Annotated in this window: 20 protein-coding genes and 1 other RNA gene; 10 read left to right on the forward strand and 11 right to left on the reverse strand. The window is 61.5% G+C overall.

Annotation, left to right across the window (positions count from 1 at the left end; genetic code table 11):
• Positions 1-79: 79 nt before the first annotated feature.
• The 5 genes from galA to DUGA2_RS10380 all read left to right on the forward strand — a co-directional run bounded on the left by galA (position 80) and on the right by DUGA2_RS10380 (position 4,345).
• Positions 80-2,923 (forward strand): beta-galactosidase GalA, encoded by a 2,844-nt coding sequence (gene galA, locus DUGA2_RS10360; protein ID WP_070269224.1) that lies wholly within the window; start codon positions 80-82, stop codon positions 2,921-2,923.
• Positions 2,924-3,038: 115 nt separating this feature from the next.
• Positions 3,039-3,281 (forward strand): hypothetical protein, encoded by a 243-nt coding sequence (locus DUGA2_RS10365; protein WP_008451583.1) that lies wholly within the window; start codon positions 3,039-3,041, stop codon positions 3,279-3,281.
• Positions 3,278-3,589, forward strand: coding sequence for a cell division protein ZapA (locus tag DUGA2_RS10370; RefSeq protein ID WP_070269225.1), 312 nt, complete (start codon positions 3,278-3,280; stop codon positions 3,587-3,589). The genes DUGA2_RS10365 and DUGA2_RS10370 overlap by 4 nt, the downstream gene beginning before the upstream one ends.
• Before the next feature lie 46 nt (positions 3,590-3,635).
• A non-coding RNA gene (gene ssrS / locus DUGA2_RS10375) (6S RNA) lies at positions 3,636-3,816 on the forward strand.
• Positions 3,817-3,880: 64 nt separating this feature from the next.
• Positions 3,881-4,345 (forward strand): EVE domain-containing protein, encoded by a 465-nt coding sequence (locus tag DUGA2_RS10380; protein ID WP_070269226.1) that lies wholly within the window; start codon positions 3,881-3,883, stop codon positions 4,343-4,345.
• A gap of 10 nt (positions 4,346-4,355) precedes the next feature.
• Here DUGA2_RS10380 and DUGA2_RS33405 read toward each other — a convergent pair whose 3' ends face one another.
• The 4 genes from DUGA2_RS33405 to DUGA2_RS10390 are packed head-to-tail and all read right to left on the reverse strand — an operon-like array spanning position 4,356 to position 7,308.
• Positions 4,356-5,048, reverse strand: a complete 693-nt coding sequence (locus DUGA2_RS33405) for a hypothetical protein (RefSeq protein ID WP_141753228.1) — start codon at positions 5,046-5,048, stop codon at positions 4,356-4,358.
• Positions 5,042-5,524: a hypothetical protein gene (locus tag DUGA2_RS33410; RefSeq protein ID WP_141753229.1), complete on the reverse strand. Its 483-nt coding sequence runs from the start codon at positions 5,522-5,524 to the stop codon at positions 5,042-5,044. Before DUGA2_RS33410 ends, DUGA2_RS33405 begins: the two co-directional genes overlap by 7 nt.
• A 48-nt stretch (positions 5,525-5,572) precedes the next feature.
• Positions 5,573-6,418 (reverse strand): prolipoprotein diacylglyceryl transferase, encoded by an 846-nt coding sequence (gene lgt / locus DUGA2_RS10385; protein ID WP_070269227.1) that lies wholly within the window; start codon positions 6,416-6,418, stop codon positions 5,573-5,575.
• Positions 6,412-7,308, reverse strand: a complete 897-nt coding sequence (locus DUGA2_RS10390; RefSeq protein WP_070269228.1) for a LysR family transcriptional regulator — start codon at positions 7,306-7,308, stop codon at positions 6,412-6,414. Before DUGA2_RS10390 ends, lgt begins: the two co-directional genes overlap by 7 nt.
• 146 nt (positions 7,309-7,454) lie before the next feature.
• Between DUGA2_RS10390 and ilvD the strand changes: the two genes are divergently transcribed.
• Positions 7,455-9,317, forward strand: a complete 1,863-nt coding sequence (gene ilvD, locus DUGA2_RS10395) for a dihydroxy-acid dehydratase (protein WP_070269229.1) — start codon at positions 7,455-7,457, stop codon at positions 9,315-9,317.
• 39 nt (positions 9,318-9,356) lie between these two features.
• Here the strand turns inward: ilvD and DUGA2_RS10400 are convergent, their stop codons facing one another.
• Positions 9,357-9,578, reverse strand: coding sequence for a TIGR04438 family Trp-rich protein (locus tag DUGA2_RS10400; protein ID WP_008451576.1), 222 nt, complete (start codon positions 9,576-9,578; stop codon positions 9,357-9,359).
• Positions 9,579-9,740: 162 nt separating this feature from the next.
• Here DUGA2_RS10400 and DUGA2_RS10405 point away from each other — a divergent pair, with 162 nt between their 5' ends.
• Positions 9,741-10,061 carry a c-type cytochrome gene (locus DUGA2_RS10405; RefSeq protein ID WP_070269230.1) on the forward strand — a complete coding sequence of 107 codons (321 nt, stop codon included), beginning with the start codon at positions 9,741-9,743 and terminating at the stop codon, positions 10,059-10,061.
• Between the two features lie 95 nt (positions 10,062-10,156).
• Here DUGA2_RS10405 and DUGA2_RS10410 read toward each other — a convergent pair whose 3' ends face one another.
• From DUGA2_RS10410 to folD, 6 genes are all read right to left on the reverse strand, one after another.
• Positions 10,157-11,296 (reverse strand): branched-chain amino acid ABC transporter substrate-binding protein, encoded by a 1,140-nt coding sequence (locus DUGA2_RS10410; RefSeq protein ID WP_008451574.1) that lies wholly within the window; start codon positions 11,294-11,296, stop codon positions 10,157-10,159.
• A 213-nt stretch (positions 11,297-11,509) separates the two neighbouring features.
• On the reverse strand, positions 11,510-11,920 hold the full coding sequence (locus tag DUGA2_RS10415; protein WP_008451573.1) for a hypothetical protein: 411 nt from the start codon (positions 11,918-11,920) through the stop codon (positions 11,510-11,512).
• The gene (locus DUGA2_RS10420) at positions 11,917-12,342 is read right to left on the reverse strand and encodes a DNA polymerase III subunit chi (RefSeq protein ID WP_070269231.1); all 426 of its coding nucleotides are present in this window, start codon (positions 12,340-12,342) and stop codon (positions 11,917-11,919) included. Before DUGA2_RS10420 ends, DUGA2_RS10415 begins: the two co-directional genes overlap by 4 nt.
• A 115-nt stretch (positions 12,343-12,457) precedes the next feature.
• Entirely contained in the window at positions 12,458-13,060 is a 603-nt protein-coding gene (locus tag DUGA2_RS10425) for a glutaredoxin family protein (protein ID WP_070269232.1), read from the reverse strand.
• A 2-nt stretch (positions 13,061-13,062) separates the two neighbouring features.
• A complete protein-coding gene (locus DUGA2_RS10430; RefSeq protein ID WP_070269233.1) occupies positions 13,063-15,135 on the reverse strand; it encodes a M3 family metallopeptidase in 2,073 nt (690 codons plus the stop codon).
• Positions 15,136-15,165: 30 nt separating this feature from the next.
• Positions 15,166-16,011 (reverse strand): bifunctional methylenetetrahydrofolate dehydrogenase/methenyltetrahydrofolate cyclohydrolase FolD, encoded by an 846-nt coding sequence (gene folD / locus DUGA2_RS10435; protein WP_070269234.1) that lies wholly within the window; start codon positions 16,009-16,011, stop codon positions 15,166-15,168.
• A gap of 237 nt (positions 16,012-16,248) precedes the next feature.
• On the opposite strand from folD, the gene aceE reads away from it, so the two are divergent.
• Genes aceE through lpdA form a run of 3 tightly spaced genes read left to right on the forward strand, consistent with a single transcriptional unit; the run spans position 16,249 to position 22,420 of the window.
• Complete coding sequence (aceE, locus tag DUGA2_RS10440; protein ID WP_070269235.1) at positions 16,249-18,939, forward strand: pyruvate dehydrogenase (acetyl-transferring), homodimeric type; 2,691 nt, start codon at positions 16,249-16,251, stop codon at positions 18,937-18,939.
• 19 nt (positions 18,940-18,958) lie between these two features.
• Positions 18,959-20,620: a dihydrolipoyllysine-residue acetyltransferase gene (gene aceF, locus DUGA2_RS10445; protein ID WP_070269236.1), complete on the forward strand. Its 1,662-nt coding sequence runs from the start codon at positions 18,959-18,961 to the stop codon at positions 20,618-20,620.
• A gap of 9 nt (positions 20,621-20,629) precedes the next feature.
• The gene (lpdA, locus tag DUGA2_RS10450) at positions 20,630-22,420 is read left to right on the forward strand and encodes a dihydrolipoyl dehydrogenase (RefSeq protein WP_070269237.1); all 1,791 of its coding nucleotides are present in this window, start codon (positions 20,630-20,632) and stop codon (positions 22,418-22,420) included.
• Positions 22,421-22,422 lie beyond the last annotated feature (2 nt).

Below are 22,422 nucleotides of genomic sequence, written 5' to 3' on the forward strand. Positions count from 1 at the left end.
TCGGGCCTCCGATTGTGGTTTGGCGGAACGGTGCGTGATGGCGCCGTTCCGTTTTTTTTTCCGGGAGCGTGACTTGAAAATGATGACGATGAACTGGCGACGTTTATGCGGCGCCCTGGTTTTATTGGTGGCCGGCGTGTCCGCCCACGCGGCGACGCCGGGCCGCGAGAAGCTGTCGCTGGATCGGGGCTGGCTGTTCCACCTGGGCGATATCGTCCAGCCGCCGATCAAGGGGCACGGCGAATCCTACGGCAACGCCAAGGCGGGCAACGCCGCCGGCGCGGCCGGCACGGAGTTCGACGATTCCGACTGGCGCCACCTGGACCTGCCGCATGATTGGGCGGTCGAAGGTCCGTTCGATCCCAGCGCGAATGTGTCGCAGGGCTACCGTCCACGCGGCATCGGCTGGTATCGGCGCTATCTGCGGGTGGATGCCGCCGATCGCGGCCGTCATTTCGAACTGCAGTTCGACGCCATCGCCACCCACGCCACCGTTTGGGTGAACGGCAATGTGGTCAACCGCAACTGGTCCGGCTACAACGCCAGCTATATCGACATCACGCCTTACCTGCGCTACGGCGATGCGATGAACACCATCGCCATCCGTGCCGATGCCGAGGCTATGGAAGGCTGGTGGTACGAGGGCGCCGGCATGTATCGCCACGCGTGGTTGGTCAAGCGCGATCCGGTGCATGTGGCGACGGACGGCGTGCATGCCACGCCTGTGCCGCCTTCTGGCAAGGGTGGCCAGTGGACGATACCTGTCGAAGTCACTCTGAACAACAGCGGCAAGCAGGCCGGCGGCGTGACGGTGGAAGTAACGCTGTTTGACCCGGCCGGCAAGCAGGTGCTGCGCCGTAGCGCCACCGCGCGCGTGGCGGCGCTGGGCGCGAGCACGGTGCAGCTTCCGCTGGCCGTCGACGCCCCGGCATTGTGGTCGCTGGAGAAAACCAATCTGTATCGCGTCACGACGCGCGTTCTGCAGGACGGCAAGGCGCTGGACGAGGTGTCGCTGCATACCGGCTTCCGCACCATACGCTTCGACGCGGCACAGGGCTTCTTCCTCAACGGCGTGCATGTGAAGCTGCAGGGTGTATGCATCCACCAGGATCACGCGGGCGTCGGCGTGGCCGTGCCGGATTCTGTGTGGGAGTATCGACTGCGGCGCTTGAAGGAGCTGGGCGTGAACGCCATCCGCTTCTCGCACAATGCGCCGGCGGCCGAGGTGCTGGATCTGGTGGACCGCATGGGCTTTGTCGTCATGGACGAGAACCGCAACTTCAATCCCTCGCCGGATTATCTGAAGCAGCTGGAGTGGATGGTCAAGCGCGACCGCCATCATCCGGGCGTGATCCTGTGGTCGGTGTTCAATGAGGAGCCGGAGCAGGCCACGGAAGTTGGCTACGAAATGGTACGTCGCATGTCGGCCGCCGTGAAGGCGCTGGACGATACGCGGCCGGTGACGGCGGCGATGAACGGCGGCTTCCTGACGGAGCTGAACGTGTCGCATGCGGTGGACGTGGTGGGTTCCAACTATCAGGTGCCGGACTACGACCGCTATCACAAGGCCAATCCGGACAAGCCGTTCACCAGTTCGGAGGACACCTCGGCCTACATGACGCGCGGCGAGTTCAAGACCGTGCGCGAGAAGAACCTGATCGCCAGCTACGACGACGATGCGGCGGAGTGGGGCAATACCCATCGCGACGCATGGCAGGCGATCGCCACGCGGCCTTATGTGGCGGGCGGTTTCGTCTGGACCGGCTTCGATTATCGCGGCGAGCCTACGCCCAATGAATGGCCTTCGGTCAGTTCGGTGTTCGGCATCATGGACCTGAACGGCTTCCCGAAGAACGCTTACTACATCCACCAGGTGCAGTGGATCAAGGACCGTCCGCTGATCCACATCGCGCCGCACTGGAACTGGAGCGGCAGCGAGGGCAAGGAGATCCGCGTCATGGTGATGGCCAACGTGGAGCGCGTGCAGCTGCTGCTGAACGGCCGCCTGCTGGGCGAGCAGAAGGTGGATCAGTACCGCATGAACAACTTCAACGTCGCCTACGCGCCCGGCAAGCTGGAGGCGATAGGCTACAACGGCGGCAAGGAGGTCGCTCGCACGGCGGTGGAAACCACCGGCGCCGCTGTCGCGCTGGAGCTGGTGCCCGACCGCGCGCAGTTGGCCGGTGACGGCCGCGATGCCATGCCGATCACGGTGCGCGCGCTGGATGCGCAGGGCCGCGCTGTGCCGCTGGCCGATGCGCAGGTGACGTTTGCGGTAACGGGCGGCGGCCGCTCCATCGGCCACGGCAACGGCGATCCGAATTCGCACGAGGACGAGAAGGGCGCGACGCGCCGTCTGTTCAACGGCCTGGCGCAGCTGATCGTGCAGAGCCGCTACGACAGCGCGGAGGCCATCAGCGTGACCGCCACCGCAGCGGGGCTGGCGCCGGCGCGCATCGATATTCCGGTGCGGGCGGTTCCGGCGCAGCCTTACGTGGAATCGGCGGAGGCGCCGTTGACGCTGGTGCGCAGCTGGCGCATCGCGCCGGACAGCGCCCAGCGGCCCGACCCCAACCAGCAACTGGCCAGCTTCGACATGAACACCTGGGGCTGGGGCTCGCCGCCGATGATCGCGCCGGCCGCCGCGAAATACCATCTGTACCGCGCCAGCTTCACGCCGCGCAAGAACCTGGCCGATGGCAGCGGCGTGATACGTTTCGCCAGCGTGCGCGGCAAGGCGGAGGTCTGGCTGAACGGACAGTTGATCGGCAGGAAGGAAAACTACTCGCCGGCAGCGTTCGAGCTGGCGCTGCCGGCCGGTGCCGGAACGCGCGAGATCAATGTCCTCATCGAAGCGGAGGCGGGGCAGGCCAGCGGCATCGAAGGCCATGTGAGTATTGCGCCACGCTTGCTGGCAAAATAGCAATATTCATCGCGACATTGACGTCGAGGAAATAAATCATGCGCTTGCCCGCCAAATATGCGGGCAAGCGTGCGATTCTGTTGACGGCGTAACGCGCGCTGCCTATAGTGGCGGGATGATTTCAGAATTCGAAGAACTATCCGACAAAATCGACCAGCTGGCCGAGATGACCCAGGCCCTGCGCCGGGAAAATGCCCAACTGCGCCAGGCGAATGCCGCCCTGGTGATCGAGAACATGAGCTATCAGCGCAAGCTGAGTGAAGCGGCCGGCCGGGTGGAAGCCTTGCTGGAGAAAATACCTGCGCTGGACGGCGACGCCGAACAGGAAGAACAGCCTGAAAACGAGGATGCACGATGATACAGCTGGACGTTACCATCATGGGTTCGCCGTATCGACTGGTCGTCAAGGAGGGCGAGGAGCGCGCGCTGCGCGAGGCCGCTGCTTTCCTGGACAAGAAGATGACCGCGATCCGCGATGCGGGCAAGGTCAAAGGCAACGACCGCATCGCCGTGATGGCTGCGCTGGGCATGGCGGCGGAGTTCCTGTCGGTGAAATCGCCGGTGGGGCCGCTGTCGGACATGTCTATACTGGAAGTGCAAACCAAGATCAGCGCCATGCACAAAGTACTCGACAGCGCACTGACGCCGCAAGAAACCCTGTTTTAATTCGCTAAACTCCTTCCTTTGCGGCGGACAAAAGAGTAAACTTCGTTTCACCCTGCGGTGTTCGCGATTGCCATATATTCCTTGAACCATTTATGTGCACCGGTTGCGGAATTTTGTTCGATGGGCGTGAGCGTCGCTAGTCCGATGAACCCGAAATTGAACTAACTGTGACCACCTTGAACCGTTTGGTTCGGGATGCCGGCAAAGACGGCACAGGCGGGGCCTATCATCTAAAGAAGCGGTTGCAAGCATGTGAGTGCGCAGCCGCTTTTTTTCGTCTGGAGAAAATCCATGCAATATTGGTTGATGAAATCCGAGCCCGATGAAGTGAGCATCGACGATGTGATGGCGTCGCCCGATCAGACCACGCCGTGGTTCGGCGTGCGCAACTACCAGGCCCGCAACTTCATGCGCGACGGTATGCAGGACGGCGACGGCGTGTTGTTCTATCACTCCAGCTGTCCGGAACCCGGCATCGCCGGGCTGGCGAAAGTGGTGGGCGGGCCGTATCCCGACGCCACGCAGTTCGACAAGGACAGCAAGTACTACGACCCCAAGGCCACGCAGGAACAGCCGCGCTGGATTTCGGTTGACGTGCGCGGCACGCAGAAAACGCGCTTGCTGCCGCTGGCGGAGATGCGCACCATCCCGGCGCTGGAGGACATGGTGGTGCTGCAAAAAGGCAGCCGCCTGTCGATCACGCCGGTGACGGCGGCGCAGTGGAACGCCATCGTCAAGCTGCTGAAGGCTCGGTAAAAGCACCGGATTAAAACTTCTTCCATTGAGCGACGGGAAAACTGGCGATCGCTGAGGTATACGAGTCGAAGCATTTTTTGGTGCGATGGACCAGGATGATGCGGCCGTGCGTCTTGGTTGATGTCCAATAAGTGCCGCGAAGTTCGCGTGGGTTCGCTGATGTTATTTCGACGTATCCTGCGCCGTGCTGAGCGCCTAGTCCGGGTGAAAACGAATCAGCCAAAGTGTACATGTATGCCATGTGCAAAGTTGCGGCGGACTCGTTGCCGATCAGTTCGGCCGCATTGGACCTTCCTGTCCGATCTTTAGTGAAGCTCGTCACTGTGAGCGCCAATGCTGTTTGTCGTATGCAAAATACGATAGGGAAAAGCTGCGGGGAGGCAGATGGCACTTTGCCCGGTGACCAATCGGATTCCAAATGTCCCGTCCATGTGCCTTCTAAAATGGGAATTCCCAAGGCAAGCGACGAACTGAAGGGCTTATATTTCCACAGCCACTTATTGATGGCTACCCAAGCGAAGAAGGTTAAGGTAACTGCGGTCGGCAGCTTCTGCAAAACCTCGGAAATGCTGGCGAGGTGCCATTCTCCTCGGGAGAAAACGTGGCTCAAAAATAGAATCAATGTCAGCGAAAGAGCGATTAGAACCGCGCTGATGTAGAGTGATTTTTTTTGTTGCTCTAATTTTGTAGTCGTGGTCAGCATGGAATTTTCTCTTTTTTGATGCTCTTTTTTTGAATTGATCCCTTCTTAAATGTCAACGCACCCTCACGGTTACTGAGGGTCGCGATTAATTCAACGCCCGGCAAAAAAGAACCCAGGTATGCTGCCATGAAGCGAGCTCCTACCGGGTGATCGGGAACGCGTTGAGGTTCACTGTGTAAGATCGGAGGCGCGAAGAATTGACTGACATGCGTAATGTTCAGGCTGGCCGCATCGACCAGATGAAAACCGTCATGATAAGGTGAGTGTATTTTGCTCACTTCCTTGAGCAATGCAGTACATTCCAAGTGCCCCTTGCTTGGCAGTCCAGGCGGGCAGCGATCAAGCCCTAATGGGCGAACCGGCAGATCAAGTGGTTGATTGTAGAAGATCAAGCCTAACCCTGCGAAGTCAGGATCGCTCTCATCCTTCAAATGAGAAAACACATAATTTAGCCAGCTGTCGATTCGCTGATTCATAGGCCTGCCGCTAAAAAAGAGTGGGCGTGAAGGGGCTCATAAGAAATTTTACCGTACTTTCTTCGAGCCTGATGAGGTGCTGTAGGCCCACGCCAGCATCGCCAGCGCACCGGCGACCATCGGCAGCGACAGCACCTGGCCCGAAGTGATCGGCATGCCGAGCACGGTGGTCTCCCAATCCGGCGTGCGGAAGTATTCGGTGAAGAAGCGCGCGCAGCCATACAGCAGCGTGTACGTCGCGCCCACTGCCAGGCGTGGACGTTCCTTGCGTGCATACAGCCACAGGATCGCGAACACCAGCAAGCCATCGATCAGCAGCTGATACAACGGCGACGGATGGCGCAAGCCTTGCAGGAACACGGGATTCGGCCACAGCGGATAGTTCGTGTCCGGCCACAGCATCGCCCATGGCAGCGTTTGATCGCTCACCACGCGGCCCGGCAGCTCGGCGTTGATGAAGTTGCCCAGGCGCCCGGCGGCGTAGCCCAGCGGCACCAGCGGCGCGATGAAGTCGTACACGTCCAGCAGATTGCGGCCGCTCTTGCGCGCCCACACCGCCATCGCGATCAGCACGCCGAGGAAGCCGCCGTGGAAGGACATGCCGCCATGCCACACCTTGAGGATCTCGACCGGATTGGCGAAGAAGTAGCCGGGACGGTAGAACAGCACCTCGCCCATGCGCCCGCCGATCACCACGCCCAGCATGCCGTAGAACAGCATGTCGTCCAGGTCTTCCTTCTTCCAGCCCTGCGCGGCGATGTGCGGCTGCTTGATGCGCACGCGGCCCAGCGCGATGAACATGGCGAAGGCGAGCACGTACATCAATCCGTACCAGTGGATCGCCACCGGCCCCAGTTGCAGGGCGATCGGGTCGGGCATCGGGTGTATCAGCATAGGGTGTTCTTCCTTAATAATTCCAAAAAGCCGCGCAGTACCGGTGAGGCATTGTCGCGCCGCCAGGCCAGGCCGGTTTCGACCAGCGGCGTGGCGTCGCGCAGCGCCCGGTATTCTACCCCGGGCCGCATCAGGTTGGACACGGACTGCGGCACCAGCGCCATGCCCATGCCGGCCGATACCAGGCTGACGATGGTCTGCATCTGGATCGCCTGCTGGCCTATCTCCGGCGTGATGTCGGCCTCGCGGAACACCGACAGGATGGCGTCGTACAGCGCCGGGGAGATCGCGCGCGGGAAGACAATCAACGGCAACTTGGGCAGGGAAGCCAATGCCAGCCTGCCTTTCTTCTTTACCAGACCGGCCGGCAGCGCCACCACCAGCGGCTCGCTCAACACCGGCAGATAGTCCAGTTCCAGCCTGGCCTTGTCCGGCAGCGGCGGGATCAGCAGGCCGGCGTCGATGCGGTTGTGCAGCAGGTCGTCCAGTTGCAGGTCCGAGGTGGCTTCCTGCAGCGTGATCTGCACCTGCGGCCAGGCGGCGCGGTAGGCGCGCAGGAAGGGCGGCAGCACGCTGTAGTCGGCCGACGAGACGAAGGCCAGCGTCAGCCGCCCGACTTCGCCGGTGGCGGCGCGCTGCACCAGCTGCGGCAGTTCCTGCGATTGCGCCAGCATGCGGCGCGCTTCCGGCAGCAGGGCGGCGCCGGCCGGCGTCAGCGCCACGCCGCGCCGGTTGCGCTCGAACAGCGCGGCGCCCAGCAGCTCTTCCAACGCCTGTATCGTTTGCGACAAGGGCGGCTGCGTCATGTGCAGGCGCAGCGCCGCCTTGCCGAAGTGGAGCTCCTCGGCAACGGTGACGAAATAGCGCAATTGCCGCAGTTCCAGGTTCATATTGTTTACTATTGAAATTTGTCCCGGTGATATTTTATACGACTCACAGAGTCGAAAATACTATATTTGACACCGGGGCAGGGGGAAGGCAATCTCTCATACTAAGCCAGCGGTCTTAAGCCCGCCTTTATCATTGGAGAAACATCATGCCGCAATACCGTTCCCGCACCACCACCCACGGCCGCAACATGGCCGGCGCCCGCGCCCTGTGGCGCGCGACCGGCATGAAGGACGGCGATTTCGACAAGCCTATCGTCGCCGTGGTGAACTCCTTCACGCAGTTCGTGCCCGGCCACGTGCACCTGAAGGACCTGGGCCAGCTGGTGGCGCGCGAGATCGAGAAGGCCGGCGGCGTCGCCAAGGAATTCAACACCATCGCGGTCGACGATGGCATCGCCATGGGCCACGGCGGCATGCTGTACTCGCTGCCGTCGCGCGACCTGATCGCCGACTCGGTCGAGTACATGGTCAACGCCCATTGCGCCGATGCCATGGTCTGCATCTCCAACTGCGACAAGATCACGCCGGGCATGCTGATGGCCGCGATGCGCCTCAACATTCCGGTGGTGTTCATCTCCGGCGGCCCGATGGAAGCGGGCAAGGTGATCAAGGTGGTCGACGGCAAGCAGAAGATCATCAAGCTCGATCTGGTCGACGCCATGATCAAGGCCGGCGACCAGTCGGTCAGCGATGCCGACGTGGCCGAGATCGAGCGTTCCGCCTGCCCTACCTGCGGTTCGTGCTCAGGCATGTTCACCGCGAACTCGATGAACTGCCTGACCGAGGCGCTGGGTCTGGCGCTGCCGGGCAACGGTACCATCGTCGCCACCCACGCCGACCGCGAGCAGCTGTTCCTGCGCGCCGGCCGTTTGATCGTCGAACTGGCCAAGCGCCACTACGAGCAGGACGACTACTCGGTGCTGCCGCGCTCCATCGCCACCAAGGCCGCTTTTGAAAACGCGATGGCGCTGGATGTGTCGATGGGTGGTTCCACCAACACCGTGCTGCACTTGCTGGCCGCCGCGCATGAGGCGGAAGTGGACTTCGACATGAAGGACATCGACCGCATCTCGCGCAAAGTGCCGTGCCTGTGCAAGGTCGCGCCGATGACCGACAAGTACCACATCGAAGACGTCCACCGCGCCGGCGGCATCGTGGCGATCCTGGGCGAACTGGCGCGCGCCGGTTTGCTGGATACCTCGCTGCCGACCATCCACGCGCCGACGCTGGGCGATGCGATCGAACGCAACGACATCAAGCGCAGCGACGATCCGGCCGTGCACCAGCTGTTCCGCGCCGCGCCTGGCGGCGTGCCTACGCAGGTGGCGTTCTCGCAATCGGAGCGCTACGATGCGCTGGATACGGACCGCAGCACCGGCTGCATCCGCGACAAGGCGCACGCCTATTCGCAGGATGGCGGCCTGGCTGTCTTGTACGGCAACCTGGCGGAGAACGGCTGCATCGTGAAGACTGCGGGCGTGGATGAAAGCATTTTGAAATTCAGCGGCAAGGCGCGCGTGTTCGAGAGCCAGGATGCGGCGGTCGAGGGCATCCTGGGCGATACGGTGCATGAGGGCGATGTGGTCATCATCCGCTACGAAGGTCCGAAGGGTGGGCCGGGCATGCAGGAGATGCTGTATCCGACTTCGTACATCAAGTCCAAGGGCCTGGGCAAGGCTTGCGCGCTGCTGACCGATGGCCGCTTCTCGGGTGGTTCGTCGGGGCTGGTGATCGGCCATGCTTCGCCGGAAGCGGCGGAGGGCGGCGCGATCGGCCTGGTGGAAGAGGGCGATATGATCGATATCGATATCCCGAACCGCACCATCAGCCTGCGCATCAGCGATGCGGACCTGGCGGCGCGTCGCGCGGCGATGGAGGCCAAGGGTTCGGCGGCCTGGAAGCCGGTGAACCGCCAGCGTTATGTGTCGCAGGCGCTGCAAGCCTACGCGGCGCTGACCACGTCGGCCGACCGTGGCGCCGTGCGCGATCTGTCGCAGATCAAGCGCTAATTGCTTGCCGTATTCCCGCTCCACCCGGAGCGGGAGTGATTATTTCTTGTCGAAATTCTGCTTCACGCGCGCCTTGCGGCGCTTTTCGTCTTCGTCGTGGGCCTTGCGCTTGTCCAGGCCCAGCATCGGCTCCAGGAACTCGAACCACACGAAGGCGAACACCATCAGCCCGATAATCCACCACCAGGACAGCAGGGCGAACTTCCACACTTCGAAATAACGTAACCCGCACAGGGCGAGGATTAGCAAAATCATAGGCATGACGTTCTCCTCCAGTTACCTCATCTTACAAAGAAAACGGTTTTACGTGCAGCAATATTCTATTATTGGTCAACGAGCATAAGCGGTATGGCGTTTATTGTTCACTGGGAAAACACGGTAGAATTGTTGGCAGAATTGAGTAGCACTTACCTGGAGAAGACAATGAAACGCAATTTGATGATGGTTGGTATGGTGGTCGCTTCGGCATTCGCATCGCAGTCGGCCATGGCCGACGCGGGTATGGACCTGGCGAAAGCGAAGAACTGCCTGGCTTGCCACGCCGTGAGCACCAAGCTCGTTGGCCCTGCCTACAAGGATGTCGCCGCCAAATACGCCGGCCAGAAAGATGCGGAAGCCAAGCTGGTGACGAAAGTGATCAAGGGCGGCACCGGCGCCTGGGGCGCGATCCCTATGCCTGCCAACCCGCAAGTGAGCGAAGCCGAAGCGAAAACCCTGGTGAAATGGGTGCTGGCGCAGAAATGAGCTTTGCTCTAGCTGAATAAAAAGCCCCGTCAGCACTGAGCGCGATCTTGAGCGCGTTCAGGCTGACGGGGCTTTTTTTTGGGTGCTGCTGAAACTTACTTGATGACCGAAGTAATGGTCTTGGTGCCGTTGTTGTAGTTGTACAGCGTCAGCGAGCCATCCTTGATGTCGCCCTTGGCATCGAACTCGATCAGGCCGGTAACGCCCTGGTACTTGATCTTCTGCAGCACTGGCAGGTACTTGGCCGGCTCGGCCGAGTTAGCCTGCTGCATGGCGGCAGCCATGGTCATGACCGAGTCGTACACGTATGGCGCGTACAGCTGCACGTCCATGTTGTACTTCTTCTTGTAGCGGGCGTGGAAGTCGTCCATGTTCTTTTGCAGCTCAGGCGGCACACCGCCGGCTTCGGCGCAGGTGACGACCGGTACGGCGGCTTCGCCAGCCAGCTTAGGCAGGGATTCGGTGCACAGGCCGTCGCCGCCCATGTACTTGGCCTTGATGCCCAGCGCCTTCATCTGGCGCAGCAGCGGGCCGCCTACCGAGTCCATGCCGCCGAAGAAGATGACGTCGGGATTCTTGGCCTTGATGGTGGTCAGGATGGCGTTGAAGTCGGTGGCCTTGTCGGTGGTGAATTCCTTGCCGACGATTTGCACGCCAGGCATCGCCTTCTTCGCGCCCTTGACGAATTCTTCCGCCACGCCCTGGCCGTAGGAGGTACGGTCGTCGATGACGGCGATCTTCTTCACGCCCATCTTGTTGACGGCGTAGGCGCCCAGCGTGCCGCCCAGCTTGGCGTCATTGGCGACCACGCGGAAGGCCGAGTTGAAGCCTTGTTGCGTATATTTGGTCTGGGTGGTGGCTGGCGAAATTTCCGGGATGCCGGCGTCGAAGTAAATCTTCGAAGCAGGGATGGTGGTGCCCGAGTTCAGGTGGCCGATCACGCCGTTGACTTTGGCGTCGACCAGTTTCTGTGCAACGGCCGTACCCTGTTTCGGATCGCCGCCGTCGTCTTCCAGCACGAGCACGAATTTGACCGGCTTGCCGCCGATCTTGATGCCTTTGGCGTTCAATTCTTCGACGGCCATTTTGGCGCCGTTTTCATTGTCCTTGCCAAGGTGCGCGGATGGACCGGAAACCGGCGCCACGTGGCCGATCTTGATCACTTCTTGCGCGCCGGCGCTGCCAGCGAAAGCCAGGGCGATGGCGAGTGGAATGAATTTGGTCTTGAACAGCATATGCATTCTCCAATGGTTGAATAAGCGACGGTGTCTCGTGAGCGCCGCAGAATTTTTTCTGCAAGGCCAAAAGGTACAACAAATTATTCTTAACGCAAAGGGAGATTCGCAGGGTTTCGCACTTTTAAGTGGCATTTCCCTGTTTTGATGCGCGCTGCGCTGGGAGGGGGCGGTCCGCGCACCAGAAGTGGGAACGGACCGGGTGGGAAATTCTTACTTTTTGGCTTGCAGATGCGTCAGTTCTTGCGAGACGGCGCGGGCGACGATTTTCTCGATGGTGTCGTGTAGGCCGATACGGATTTCGTTGGTCAGGCCATGCAGGGCATGGGTCAGCACTTCGGCCATGCAGTCCTTGATGCGCTGCTCCAGCACGAAGTCCACGCGCGACTGCAGCTGGTGCATGATGCGCTCGGACAGGCGATGCTCCATCATCGCCCATTCCGCATCGCCCCAGTTGTCGATGGCGTCGGCTTCCAGATCCGCCGCCATTTCGGCGCGCTTGGACAGGATGGAACGGGCGCCGTTGGCCGCTTCGCCGGGCAGCAGTTCATCGCCCAGGGGCTCGGCCTTCAGGACTTCCGTCAGGACAGGGATACTGGCGTCAAACGATTGGGCTTGGCTCATGATTTTCCTGTGACAAAGTGAGTAAGTGGATAGTCTTGCTGCTTGTATGCGACGTAGCGCTTGCGGCCTGCGGCCGCATCATCCTCGTCGGAGGAAATGACTTCGATCATGCGCTCGAATTGCGCGACCCCGGAAGGCGCGCGGCGCGACAAATTAATCAATAATTCTTTGTGTGGTAATTCCGCCTCATCGTTGTCGGTAAGAATGATTGGCGTGTGCGGGGCGAGCGCATCGCCGGCCAGCACGTGGGGCAGGAAGTCGACAGGGGAAAATGTCCACATCGCCGCGTTAAGTTCCGCCAGTTGCGCCTCATCGTCTGCCATCAGTACTACGCGCGTGTTGGCCGCGCTGGCCTTGCGCACGAGGCGGCAGGCATAGGCGATCTTGTCCGGCACGTTGGTGTGGAAATCGATGCGTGTCATAGCTGTTTGATCTGTTCTATAGAGGAGGAATGCCCGCAGCAAGCCGCTGCGAGATTCCAGTTTATTCGAAAATTATTTTTGCCGCTGGCACCGATGTTGCTACCGCGTGCGAATTTTAGAATTGGAAACCGGGCGGTGCATTGATCGGCGGCAGGGGCTTGGGCAGCTCCTCCACCGGGCGCGGCGCCTCGGGCACTGGTGGCGGCGGTGGCGCGGCGGAAACCGGCGCAGGGTACTGGTAATTCGGCGGCAGGCGCTTCTCCAGCGGATAGCCTGCGTCGCTCAGCAACACGTCCCAGCTGTTCTGCTCGAAGCCGGTCAGTTTGCTGCGACCCACCAGCAACAATGGCAGCTGACCGTTGCCTCCGGCCTTCTTCAGCGCCAACTGATCGTCCACCGAGGTAATGGTTTTTTCATGGAAGGGAATGCCGCGCGCCATCAGCATGGCGCGGCCGTTGCTGCAACCGTCGCATTGTGCCGTGGTGTACAGCGTGACGGGACGGTTGCGTACGGCGTCGGCCAGTTCCTGCGGCAGCTCCACCGAAGCTCCGCCGGTGGAAAACGATTTCACTTCGACTTTTGTTTTGGCCGGCGTGGATGGCGGTGGCGGCTGGTCGCTGTAGTGGGTGACGCCCTTGGCGTCGACCCACTTGTACACCTGGGCGCTGGCCGTGCCGAAGCACAGCAGCGCGACGGTGAACATGGCCAGCCGCTTCATGATCAGGCCGCCATGCCGCTGTGACGCAGCAGCGCGTCGATGCTGGGCTCGCGGCCACGGAAGGCCGTGAACGATTCCAGCGCAGGACGCGAGCCGCCTACCGACAGGATCTCCTGCAGGTAGCGCTTGCCGGTTTCGGTGGTGGCGTCCGGGCCCAGTGCCTTGGCTTCCTCGAACGCGGCGTAGGCGTCGGCGGACAGCACCTCGGCCCACTTGTAGCTGTAGTAGCCGGCCGCGTAGCCGCCGGCGAAGATGTGGCCGAAGGAGTTCTGGAAACGGTTGAACGCAGGCGGCACGATCAGAGCGAACTTGGCGCGCACTTCGTCGATCACTTGCTGCACGGTCTTGCCGGTGCTGGCGTCGTAGTCGTAGTGCAGGTGCATGTCGAGCAGCGAGAACTCCACCTGGCGCAAGGTCTGCAGGCCGGACTGGAAATTCTTCGCGGCCAGCATCTTGTCGTACAGCGCGCGCGGCAGCGGTTCGCCGGTCGTCACGTGCGAGGTCATGTGTTCGAGCACTTCCCATTCCCAGCAGAAGTTCTCCATGAACTGCGATGGCAGTTCCACCGCATCCCATTCAACGCCGGAGATGCCGGACACGCCCAGCTCGTCCACCTGCGTCAGCATGTGGTGCAGGCCGTGGCCGAATTCATGGAACAACGTGATCACTTCATCGTGCGTGAACAGCGATGGCTGCACCACGCCGTCGGCCACGGCAGGCTCGGTGAAGTTGCAGGTCAGGTAGGCGACCGGGGTTTGTACTTTCTCTTCCTCGGCGCGGCGGCCGCGGGCGTCGTCCATCCAGGCGCCGCCGCTCTTGCCGGCGCGCGCGTACAGGTCCAGGTAGAACTGGCCGATCAGCTTGCCGTTGCGCTCGATGCGGAAGAAGCGCACGTCCTTGTGCCATACCGGCGCGTCGTCCGGCTTGATCTCGACGGTGAACAGGTTCTGGATCAGGCGGAACAGGCCGTCGACCACTTTGTGTTCAGGGAAGTACTGCTTCACTTCCTGCGCGGAGAAGGCGTAGCGGCGCTCCTGCAGTTTTTCGGAAGCGTAGGGAATGTCCCAGGCTTTCAGTTCAGCTATGCCCAGTTCTTCCTGTGCGAATTTTTTCAGTTCGGCCAGGTCCTGCTCGGCGAACGGACGGGCACGCTTGGCCAGGTCTTCGAGGAAGGCGATCACCTGGTCCGGCGATTGCGCCATCTTCGGCACCAGCGAGACTTCGGCGAAGTTTTTATAGCCCAGCAGTTTGGCTTCCTCGTCGCGCAGCTTCAGTAGCGTGACGATGTTTTGTGTGTTGTCCCAGTCTTCCTTCTTGCTGAACACTTCGCCCTGCTCGGAAGCCTTGGTGGCGTTGGCGCGGTAGATGGTCTCGCGCAGTTCGCGCTTGTCGGCGAATTGCAGGATGGGGAAGTAGGACGGGAAGTGCAGCGAGAATTCGTAGCCTTCCTTGTTTTCCTTTTCGGCGGCGGCGCGCGCGGCGGCTTTCACGTCGGCAGGCAGGCCGGCCAGGTCGGCTTCGTCGGCCACCAGCAGCTTGTAATCGTTGGTGGCGTCGAGCACGTTTTCGGAGAAGCGGGTCGAGACCGAAGCATGTTCTTCCTGGATGTCGGCAAAGCGTTCTTTTTTATCGGCAGGCAGTTCGGCGCCGCCCATGCGGAAATCGCGCACGGCGTTGTCGATGATGCGCTTGCGGGCCGGCGACAGGCTATCGAAGCCGGCCGATGCGCGCAGCGCCTTGTACTTGCCGAACAGCGCCTCGTTCTGGGCCAGCGCGGTCCAGAACTCGGTCACTTTCGGTTGGTTGTCGTTGTAGGTGGCGCGCAGCTCTGGCGTATCGACCACATTGTTCAGATGGCTGACGATGCCCCATGCGCGGCCCAGCAGCTCGGTGGCGTTTTCCAGCGGAGTGACGAAGTTATCCCACGTCACTTGCTCGGACGGCGCTTCCAGTTGCTCGACCACGGCGCGGCTCTTGGCCAGCAGCTCGTCGATGGCCGGGGTGACGTGCTCGGGCTTGATCGCATCGAAACGCGGCAGGCCGCTAAAGTCCAGCAGGGGATTTTGGTCAGTCATCTTGAGTCCAATAAGTTCGATACGGTTGTATTAAGTGCGCTCGGCCGCTTCGACGGTGTTCATCAGCAGCATGGTGATGGTCATCGGGCCCACGCCGCCTGGTACTGGCGTGATGTGCGATGCCACTTCCTTGATGCCGGCGAAATCGACGTCGCCGCACAGCTTGCCCGCGTCGTCACGGTTGATGCCGACGTCGATGACGATCGCGCCCGGCTTCACCATATCAGCGGTCAGCGTATTGCGGCGGCCGGTTGCGGCCACCACAACGTCGGCCTGGCGGGTGTACAGGCCCAGGTCCGGCGTCGCACTATGGCAGATGGTGACGGTGGCGTTGGCTTGCAAGAGCAGCAGCGCCATCGGCTTGCCGACGGTGTTGCTGCGGCCGATGACGACCGCGTGCTTGCCGCGCAGGTTGACGCCGGTGCTTTCGATCAGCTTCATGCAGCCGTACGGCGTGCAAGGACGGAAACCGTCCAGGCCGGCCATCAGCTCACCGGCGCTCAGCACCGAGTAGCCGTCCACGTCTTTCTTGGTGGAGATCGCTTCGATGACCTTGTGCGGGTCGATGTGCTTAGGCAGCGGCATTTGCACCAGGATGCCGTGGATGGCCGGATCGGCGTTCAGCGCGGCGATGCGCTCCAGCAGCGCGGCTTCGCTCAGGTCGGCAGGGTACTGATCCTTCAACGAATAGAAACCGGCGTCCTCGCAAGCCTTGACCTTGTTGCGCACGTACACATGGCTGGCCGGGTCGTCGCCGACGATGATGACGGCCAGGCCGGGCTGTTTGCCTTGGGCGGTGAGGGCGGCAGCACGTGCAGCAATTTCCGCGCGCAGTTTTTGGGAGAGGGCGATTCCGTCGATCAGTTGAGCAGGCATGATTTAACCAGGTTGGAGAGGAAAGCAGGATTATAAAGCCGCAGCGCGCACTCCGCCTCGTTTCCCGTGGTTTAGTGATGCTGCGGCGCACAAGATTTCCATGGGGTGATTTCATAATACGAAATGACGTATCGTAATTTGAAAAAGCGGAAAACTGCTGTTAGAATCGCACACGGCATCGAAGTATTGGTAAATAATCAGCGTTAGTTCAGCACTCAAACTCAGGAGACTTAATACATGTCAGCTCAACTTGACCAGGTAACGGCAAACCCCGACCCTGATTCGCAAGAAACCAAAGAATGGTTGGACGCACTGGCCGCAGTGCTGGAACAAGAGGGCCCTGAACGCGCTCACTACCTGATGGAACGCCTGATCGACCTGGCCCGCCAAAGCGGCTCGGACATCCCGTTCTCCGCCAATACCGCCTACGTCAACACCATCCCCGCCCACCTCGAAACCCATTGCCCCGGCAACCTGGAATACGAAGAGAAGCTGCGCTCGTGGATGCGCTGGAACGCCATGGCGATGGTCGTCAAGGCCAACCGCGTCGACGGCGACCTCGGTGGCCACCTGTCTTCGTTCGCCTCGCTGGCCAACATGCTGGGCATCGGCTTCAACCACTTCTGGAAAGCGCCTAGCGAAAGCCACGGCGGCGACCTGCTGTACATCCAGGGCCACTCCTCGCCAGGCGTGTACGCCCGCGCTTTCCTCGAAGGCCGCCTGACCGAAGAGCAGCTGACCCATTACCGTCGCGAAGTCGACGGCAAGGGCCTGTCCTCGTACCCGCACCCGAAACTGATGCCGAACTTCTGGCAGTTCCCGACCGTGTCGATGGGCCTGGGCCCGTTGATGGCGATCTACCAGGCGCGCTTCCTGAAGTACCTGCACGCGCGCTCGATCGCCGACACCACCGACCGTAAAGTCTGGGCATTCTGCGGCGACGGCGAGATGGACGAACCGGAATCGCTGGGCGCGATCGGCATGGCCGCGCGCGAAAACCTGGACAACCTGGTCATCGTCGTCAACTGCAACCTGCAGCGCCTGGACGGTCCGGTGCGCGGCAACGGCAAGATCATTCAAGAGCTGGAAGCGGACTTCCGCGGCGCCGGCTGGAACGTCGTCAAAGTCATCTGGGGCCCGGGTTGGGACGCGCTGCTGAAGCAGGACAAAGACGGCATCCTGCGCAAAGTGATGATGGAAACCATCGACGGCGAATACCAGAACTACAAGGCCAAAGACGGCGCCTACGTGCGCAAACACTTCTTCGGCAAGCACCCCAAGCTGCTGGAGATGGTCGCCAACATGACCGACGACGACATCTGGCGCCTGACCCGCGGCGGCCACGATCCGCACAAGATCTACGCCGCCTTCAAGGTCGCACAGGAACACAAAGGCCAACCGACCGTCCTGCTGGTGAAAACCATCAAGGGTTTCGGCATGGGCAAGCACGGCGAAGCACGCAACACCGCGCACAACACCAAGAAGCTGACCGACGAAGCCGTGCGCGAAATGCGCGACCGCTACTCGATCCCTATCCCGGACGACCAGCTGGCCGACATCCCGTTCTACAAGCCTGCCGACGACGCGCCGGAAATCAAGTACCTGCACGAGCGCCGCGCCGCGCTGGGCGGCTACCTGCCGGCCCGCCGCATGCAAGCCGACGAGAAGCTGGTGGTGCCGCCACTGAGCGCCTTCCAGAACGTGCTGGATGCGACCGCCGAAGGCCGCGAAGTATCGAGCACCCAGACCTTCGTGCGTATCCTGACCACGCTGCTGAAAGATCCTAGCCTGGGCCAGCGTATCGTGCCGGTGCTGGTCGATGAGTCGCGCACCTTCGGTATGGAAGGCCTGTTCCGCCAAGTTGGTATCTTCAACCAGCAAGGCCAGTTGTATGAGCCGGTCGATAAAGACCAGGTCATGTACTACCGCGAAGACAAGGCCGGCCAGATCCTGCAAGAGGGTATCAACGAAGCCGGTGGCATGAGCTCGTGGATCGCTGCGGCGACTTCGTACTCGACCAACAACCGCGTGATGATCCCGTTCTACACGTACTACTCGATGTTCGGCATGCAGCGTATCGGCGACCTGGTATGGGCCGCCGCCGACATGCGCGCCCGTGGCTTCCTGATGGGCGGCACCGCCGGCCGTACGACGCTGAACGGCGAAGGCCTGCAGCACGAAGACGGCCATAGCCATCTGTTCGCAGCGGCTGTGCCGAACTGCATGCCTTACGATCCGACCTTCGGCCACGAAATCGCCGTGATCGTTCAGGATGGCCTGCGCCGCATGGTGGAAAATCAGGAAGATGTGTTCTATTACATCACCATCATGAACGAGAACTACCCGCACCCAGGCATCAAGCCGGGCCAGGAAGAGGGCATCCTGAAGGGTATGTACCTGCTGCAGAAGGGCGACGAGAAAGCCAAGCAGCGCGTGCAGCTGATCGGCTCCGGCACCATCCTGCGCGAATCGATCTTCGCCGCCGAACTGCTGAAGAACGACTGGAACATCGCCGCCGACGTGTGGTCCGCGCCGTCGCTGACGCTGGTGGCCCGCGACGGCCAGGACGCAGAGCGCTGGAACCTGGTCAACCCGACCAAGGAACAACGCGTACCTTACGTGGCGCAGCTGCTGAAGGATACGACCGGCCCTATCGTTGCGACGACCGATTACATGCGTGCGTTTGCTGAGCAGATCCGCGCCTTCATCCCGAAAGACCGCACCTACCGCGTGCTGGGCACCGATGGTTTCGGCCGTTCGGACACCCGCGCCGCACTGCGCGAGTTCTTCGAAGTGAACCGTTACTACATCACGGTCGCTGCGCTGAAATCGCTGGCGGAAGAAGGCAAGATCGACGCGAAGGTGGTGGAACAGGCAGTCGTCAAGTACGGCCTGAACGCCAACAAGCCAAATCCGGTGACTCAATAATTAGAACGGAGCAGACGCTATGAGCATTGTGGAAGTTAAAGTCCCGGATATCGGTGATTTCAAGGAAGTTGAAATCATCGAGTTGATGATCAAAGTCGGCGACACCATCAAGGTGGACCAGTCGCTGATTACCGTTGAATCGGACAAGGCCAGCATGGAGATTCCTTCGTCCGCCGCTGGCGTGGTCAAGGAAATCAAGGTCAAGGTCGGCGACAAGGTGGCGATGGGCTCGCTGCTGCTGTTGCTGGAAGCTGATGGCGCTGGCGCCGCACCTGCCGCTGCCGCACCTGCACCAGCCGCTGCGGCTCCAGCACCGGCGCCTGCCGCTGCTGCCGCGCCAGCACCTGCACCGGCTGCCGCCGTTTCGGCCGGCCCGGTAGAAGTCAAAGTGCCGGACATCGGCGACTTCAAGGAAGTTGAAGTCATCGAAGTGATGGTCAAGGTTGGCGACACGATCAAGGTCGATCAATCGCTGCTGACCGTTGAATCGGACAAAGCCAGCATGGAAATCCCTTCGTCGCACGCAGGTGTGGTGAAGGAAGTGAAGATCAAGGTTGGCGACAAGGTTGCGATGGGTTCCGTCGTGCTGGTGGTTGAAGCCACCGGCGGCGCTGCGGCTCCTGCTCCAGCCGCTGCCGCTGCGGCACCTGCCGCCGCAGCCGCTCCAGCCGCTGCTGCGCCTTCGCCGGCGCCTGCCGCCGCAGCTGCCGCACCGGCCGCGTCGCAAGGCTCGGTCCAAACCGGCAAGCTGGCGCACGCATCGCCGTCGATCCGCAAGTTCGCCCGCGAACTGGGCGTGGATCTGCTGAAGGTGCCTGGCTCCGGTCCTAAAGGCCGCATCACCCAGCTGGACGTGCAGAACTACGTCAAGGGCGTGATGGCTGGTACCACCGCTGCACCTGCCGGCGCATCGTCGCCAGCAGGCGGCAACGGCGGCATGAGCGTGCTGCCATGGCCGGTGATCGACTTCAGCAAATTCGGTCCTACCGAACTGCTGCCGCTGTCGCGCATCAAGAAAATCTCCGGTCCCAACCTGCACCGCAACTGGGTCATGATCCCGCACGTCACGCAGTTCGACGATGCCGACATCACCGACCTGGAAGCGTTCCGCGTCGAGACCAACAACGCCAATGCCAAGAACAAGGACGCGGCCAAGCTGACCATGCTGGCCTTCGTCATCAAGGCATCGGTCGCCGCGCTGAAGAAATTCCCGGCGTTTAACGCGTCGCTGGATGAGAAGGGTGAAAACCTGATCCTCAAGCAGTACTACAACATAGGCTTCGCAGCCGACACGCCTAACGGCCTGGTTGTACCAGTGATCAAAAACGCCGACCAGAAATCGGTATCGCAGATCGCCCGCGAAATGACCGAGCTGTCGCTGCAAGCGCGCGAAGGCAAGCTGAAACCGACCGATATGCAAGGCGCCAGCTTCACCATCTCGTCGCTGGGTGGCATCGGCGGCACGCACTTCACGCCTATCGTCAACGCGCCGGAAGTGGCGATCCTTGGCCTGTCCAAGGCATCGATCAAGCCGGTGTGGGACGGCAAGGCCTTCCAGCCTCGCCTGATGATGGGTACCTCGCTGTCCTACGACCACCGCGTGGTCGACGGCGCGATGGGTGCTCGCTTCTCCGTGTACCTGAGCGAAGTGCTCGGCGACATGCGCAAAATTCTGCTGTAAGGAGCGACTATGAGCACAGAAGTGAAAGTGCCGAACATCGGCGACTTCGCAGAAGTTGAAGTGATCGAGGTGATGGTCAAGGTTGGCGATACGATCAAGGCCGACCAGTCGCTGATCACCGTTGAATCGGACAAGGCCAGCATGGAAGTTCCTTCGTCGCACGCAGGTGTGGTGAAGGAGGTCAAGGTCAAGGTTGGCGACAAGGTCAAGGAAGGCTCGTTGATGCTGGTGGTTGAAGCCTCCGCCGGTGAGGTTGCTGCGGCTCCTGCCGCCGCGCCGGCGCCTGCTGCTGCAGCTGCAGCACCTGCGCCAGCCGCAGCGCCTGCACCTGCCGCTCCGATCGCCGCGCCAGCAGGCGGCAGCTACGCCGGCCAGGTCGACATCGACTGCGACATGATGGTGCTCGGTGGCGGTCCTGGCGGTTACTCCGCCGCGTTCCGCGCCGCGGACCTGGGCTTGAACACCGTGATCGTCGAGCGTTACGAAACGCTGGGCGGTGTGTGCCTGAACGTTGGTTGCATCCCGTCGAAAGCGCTGCTGCACGTGGCATCCGTGATCGACGAAACCTCGCACATGTCCAACACCGGCGTCACCTTCGCCAAGCCGACCATCGACATCGACCAGGTACGCAAGTACAAGGAAGGCGTCATCAAGAACATGACCGGCGGCCTGGCCGGCATGGCCAAGGCACGCAAGACGCAGGTTGTCACCGGTGTCGGCCAGTTCCTGAGCGCGAACCACATCGAAGTCACGGCCGCCGACGGCACCAAGAAAGTGGTGCAGTTCAAGCAGGCCATCATCGCAGCCGGTTCGGCCGTGGTGAAGCTGCCGTTCGTGCCTGAAGATCCGCGCATCGTCGATTCGACCGGCGCGCTGGAACTGCGCCAGATCCCGAAACGCATGCTGGTCATCGGCGGCGGCATCATCGGCCTGGAAATGGCCACCGTGTACTCGACCTTCGGCGCGCGCATCGACGTGGTCGAAATGATGGACGGCCTGATGCAAGGCGCTGATCGCGACGCGGTCAAGGTCTGGCAGAAGTTCAACGAGAAGCGCTTCGACAACATCATGACCAAGACCAAAACGGTAGGCGTTGAAGCGCTGCCGGAAGGGATCAAAGTCACCTTCGAAGCGGCGGAAGCCGGCGCTGCCGCGCCAGCACCGCAGATCTACGACCTGGTACTGGTCGCAGTGGGCCGCAGCCCGAACGGCAAGAAGATCGCCGCCGACAAGGCAGGCGTGATCGTGTCCGATCGCGGCTTCATCCCTGTCGACAGCCAGATGCGCACCAACGTGCCGAACATCTTCGCCATCGGCGACCTGGTGGGCCAGCCTATGCTGGCGCACAAGGCGGTGCACGAAGGCCACGTGGCGGCGGAAGCTGCTGCGGGCCAGAAGTCGCACTTCGATGTGAAGGTGATTCCGTCGGTGGCCTACACCGATCCGGAAGTGGCATGGGCCGGCATCACCGAAGACGAAGCGAAAGCCAAGGGCATCAAGGTCGAGAAGGGCCACTTCCCTTGGGCAGCGAGCGGCCGCGCCGTGGCCAATGGCCGCGCAGAGGGCTTCACCAAGCTGCTGTTCGACGCTGAAACGCACCGCATCATCGGCGGCACCATCGTCGGCACGCACGCTGGCGACATGATCGGCGAGATCGCGCTGGCGATCGAGATGGGTTGCGACGGCACCGACATCGGCAAGACGATCCACCCGCACCCGACCTTGGGCGAGTCGATCGGCATGGCCGCCGAAGTGTACGAAGGCGTCTGCACCGACCTGCCTCCGCCACGCAAGCGCTAAGC

It is taken from the genome of Duganella sp. HH101, from assembly GCF_001758795.1.
In the GTDB taxonomy this organism is placed as follows: Bacteria; Pseudomonadota; Gammaproteobacteria; order Burkholderiales; family Burkholderiaceae_D; genus Rugamonas; species Rugamonas rivuli.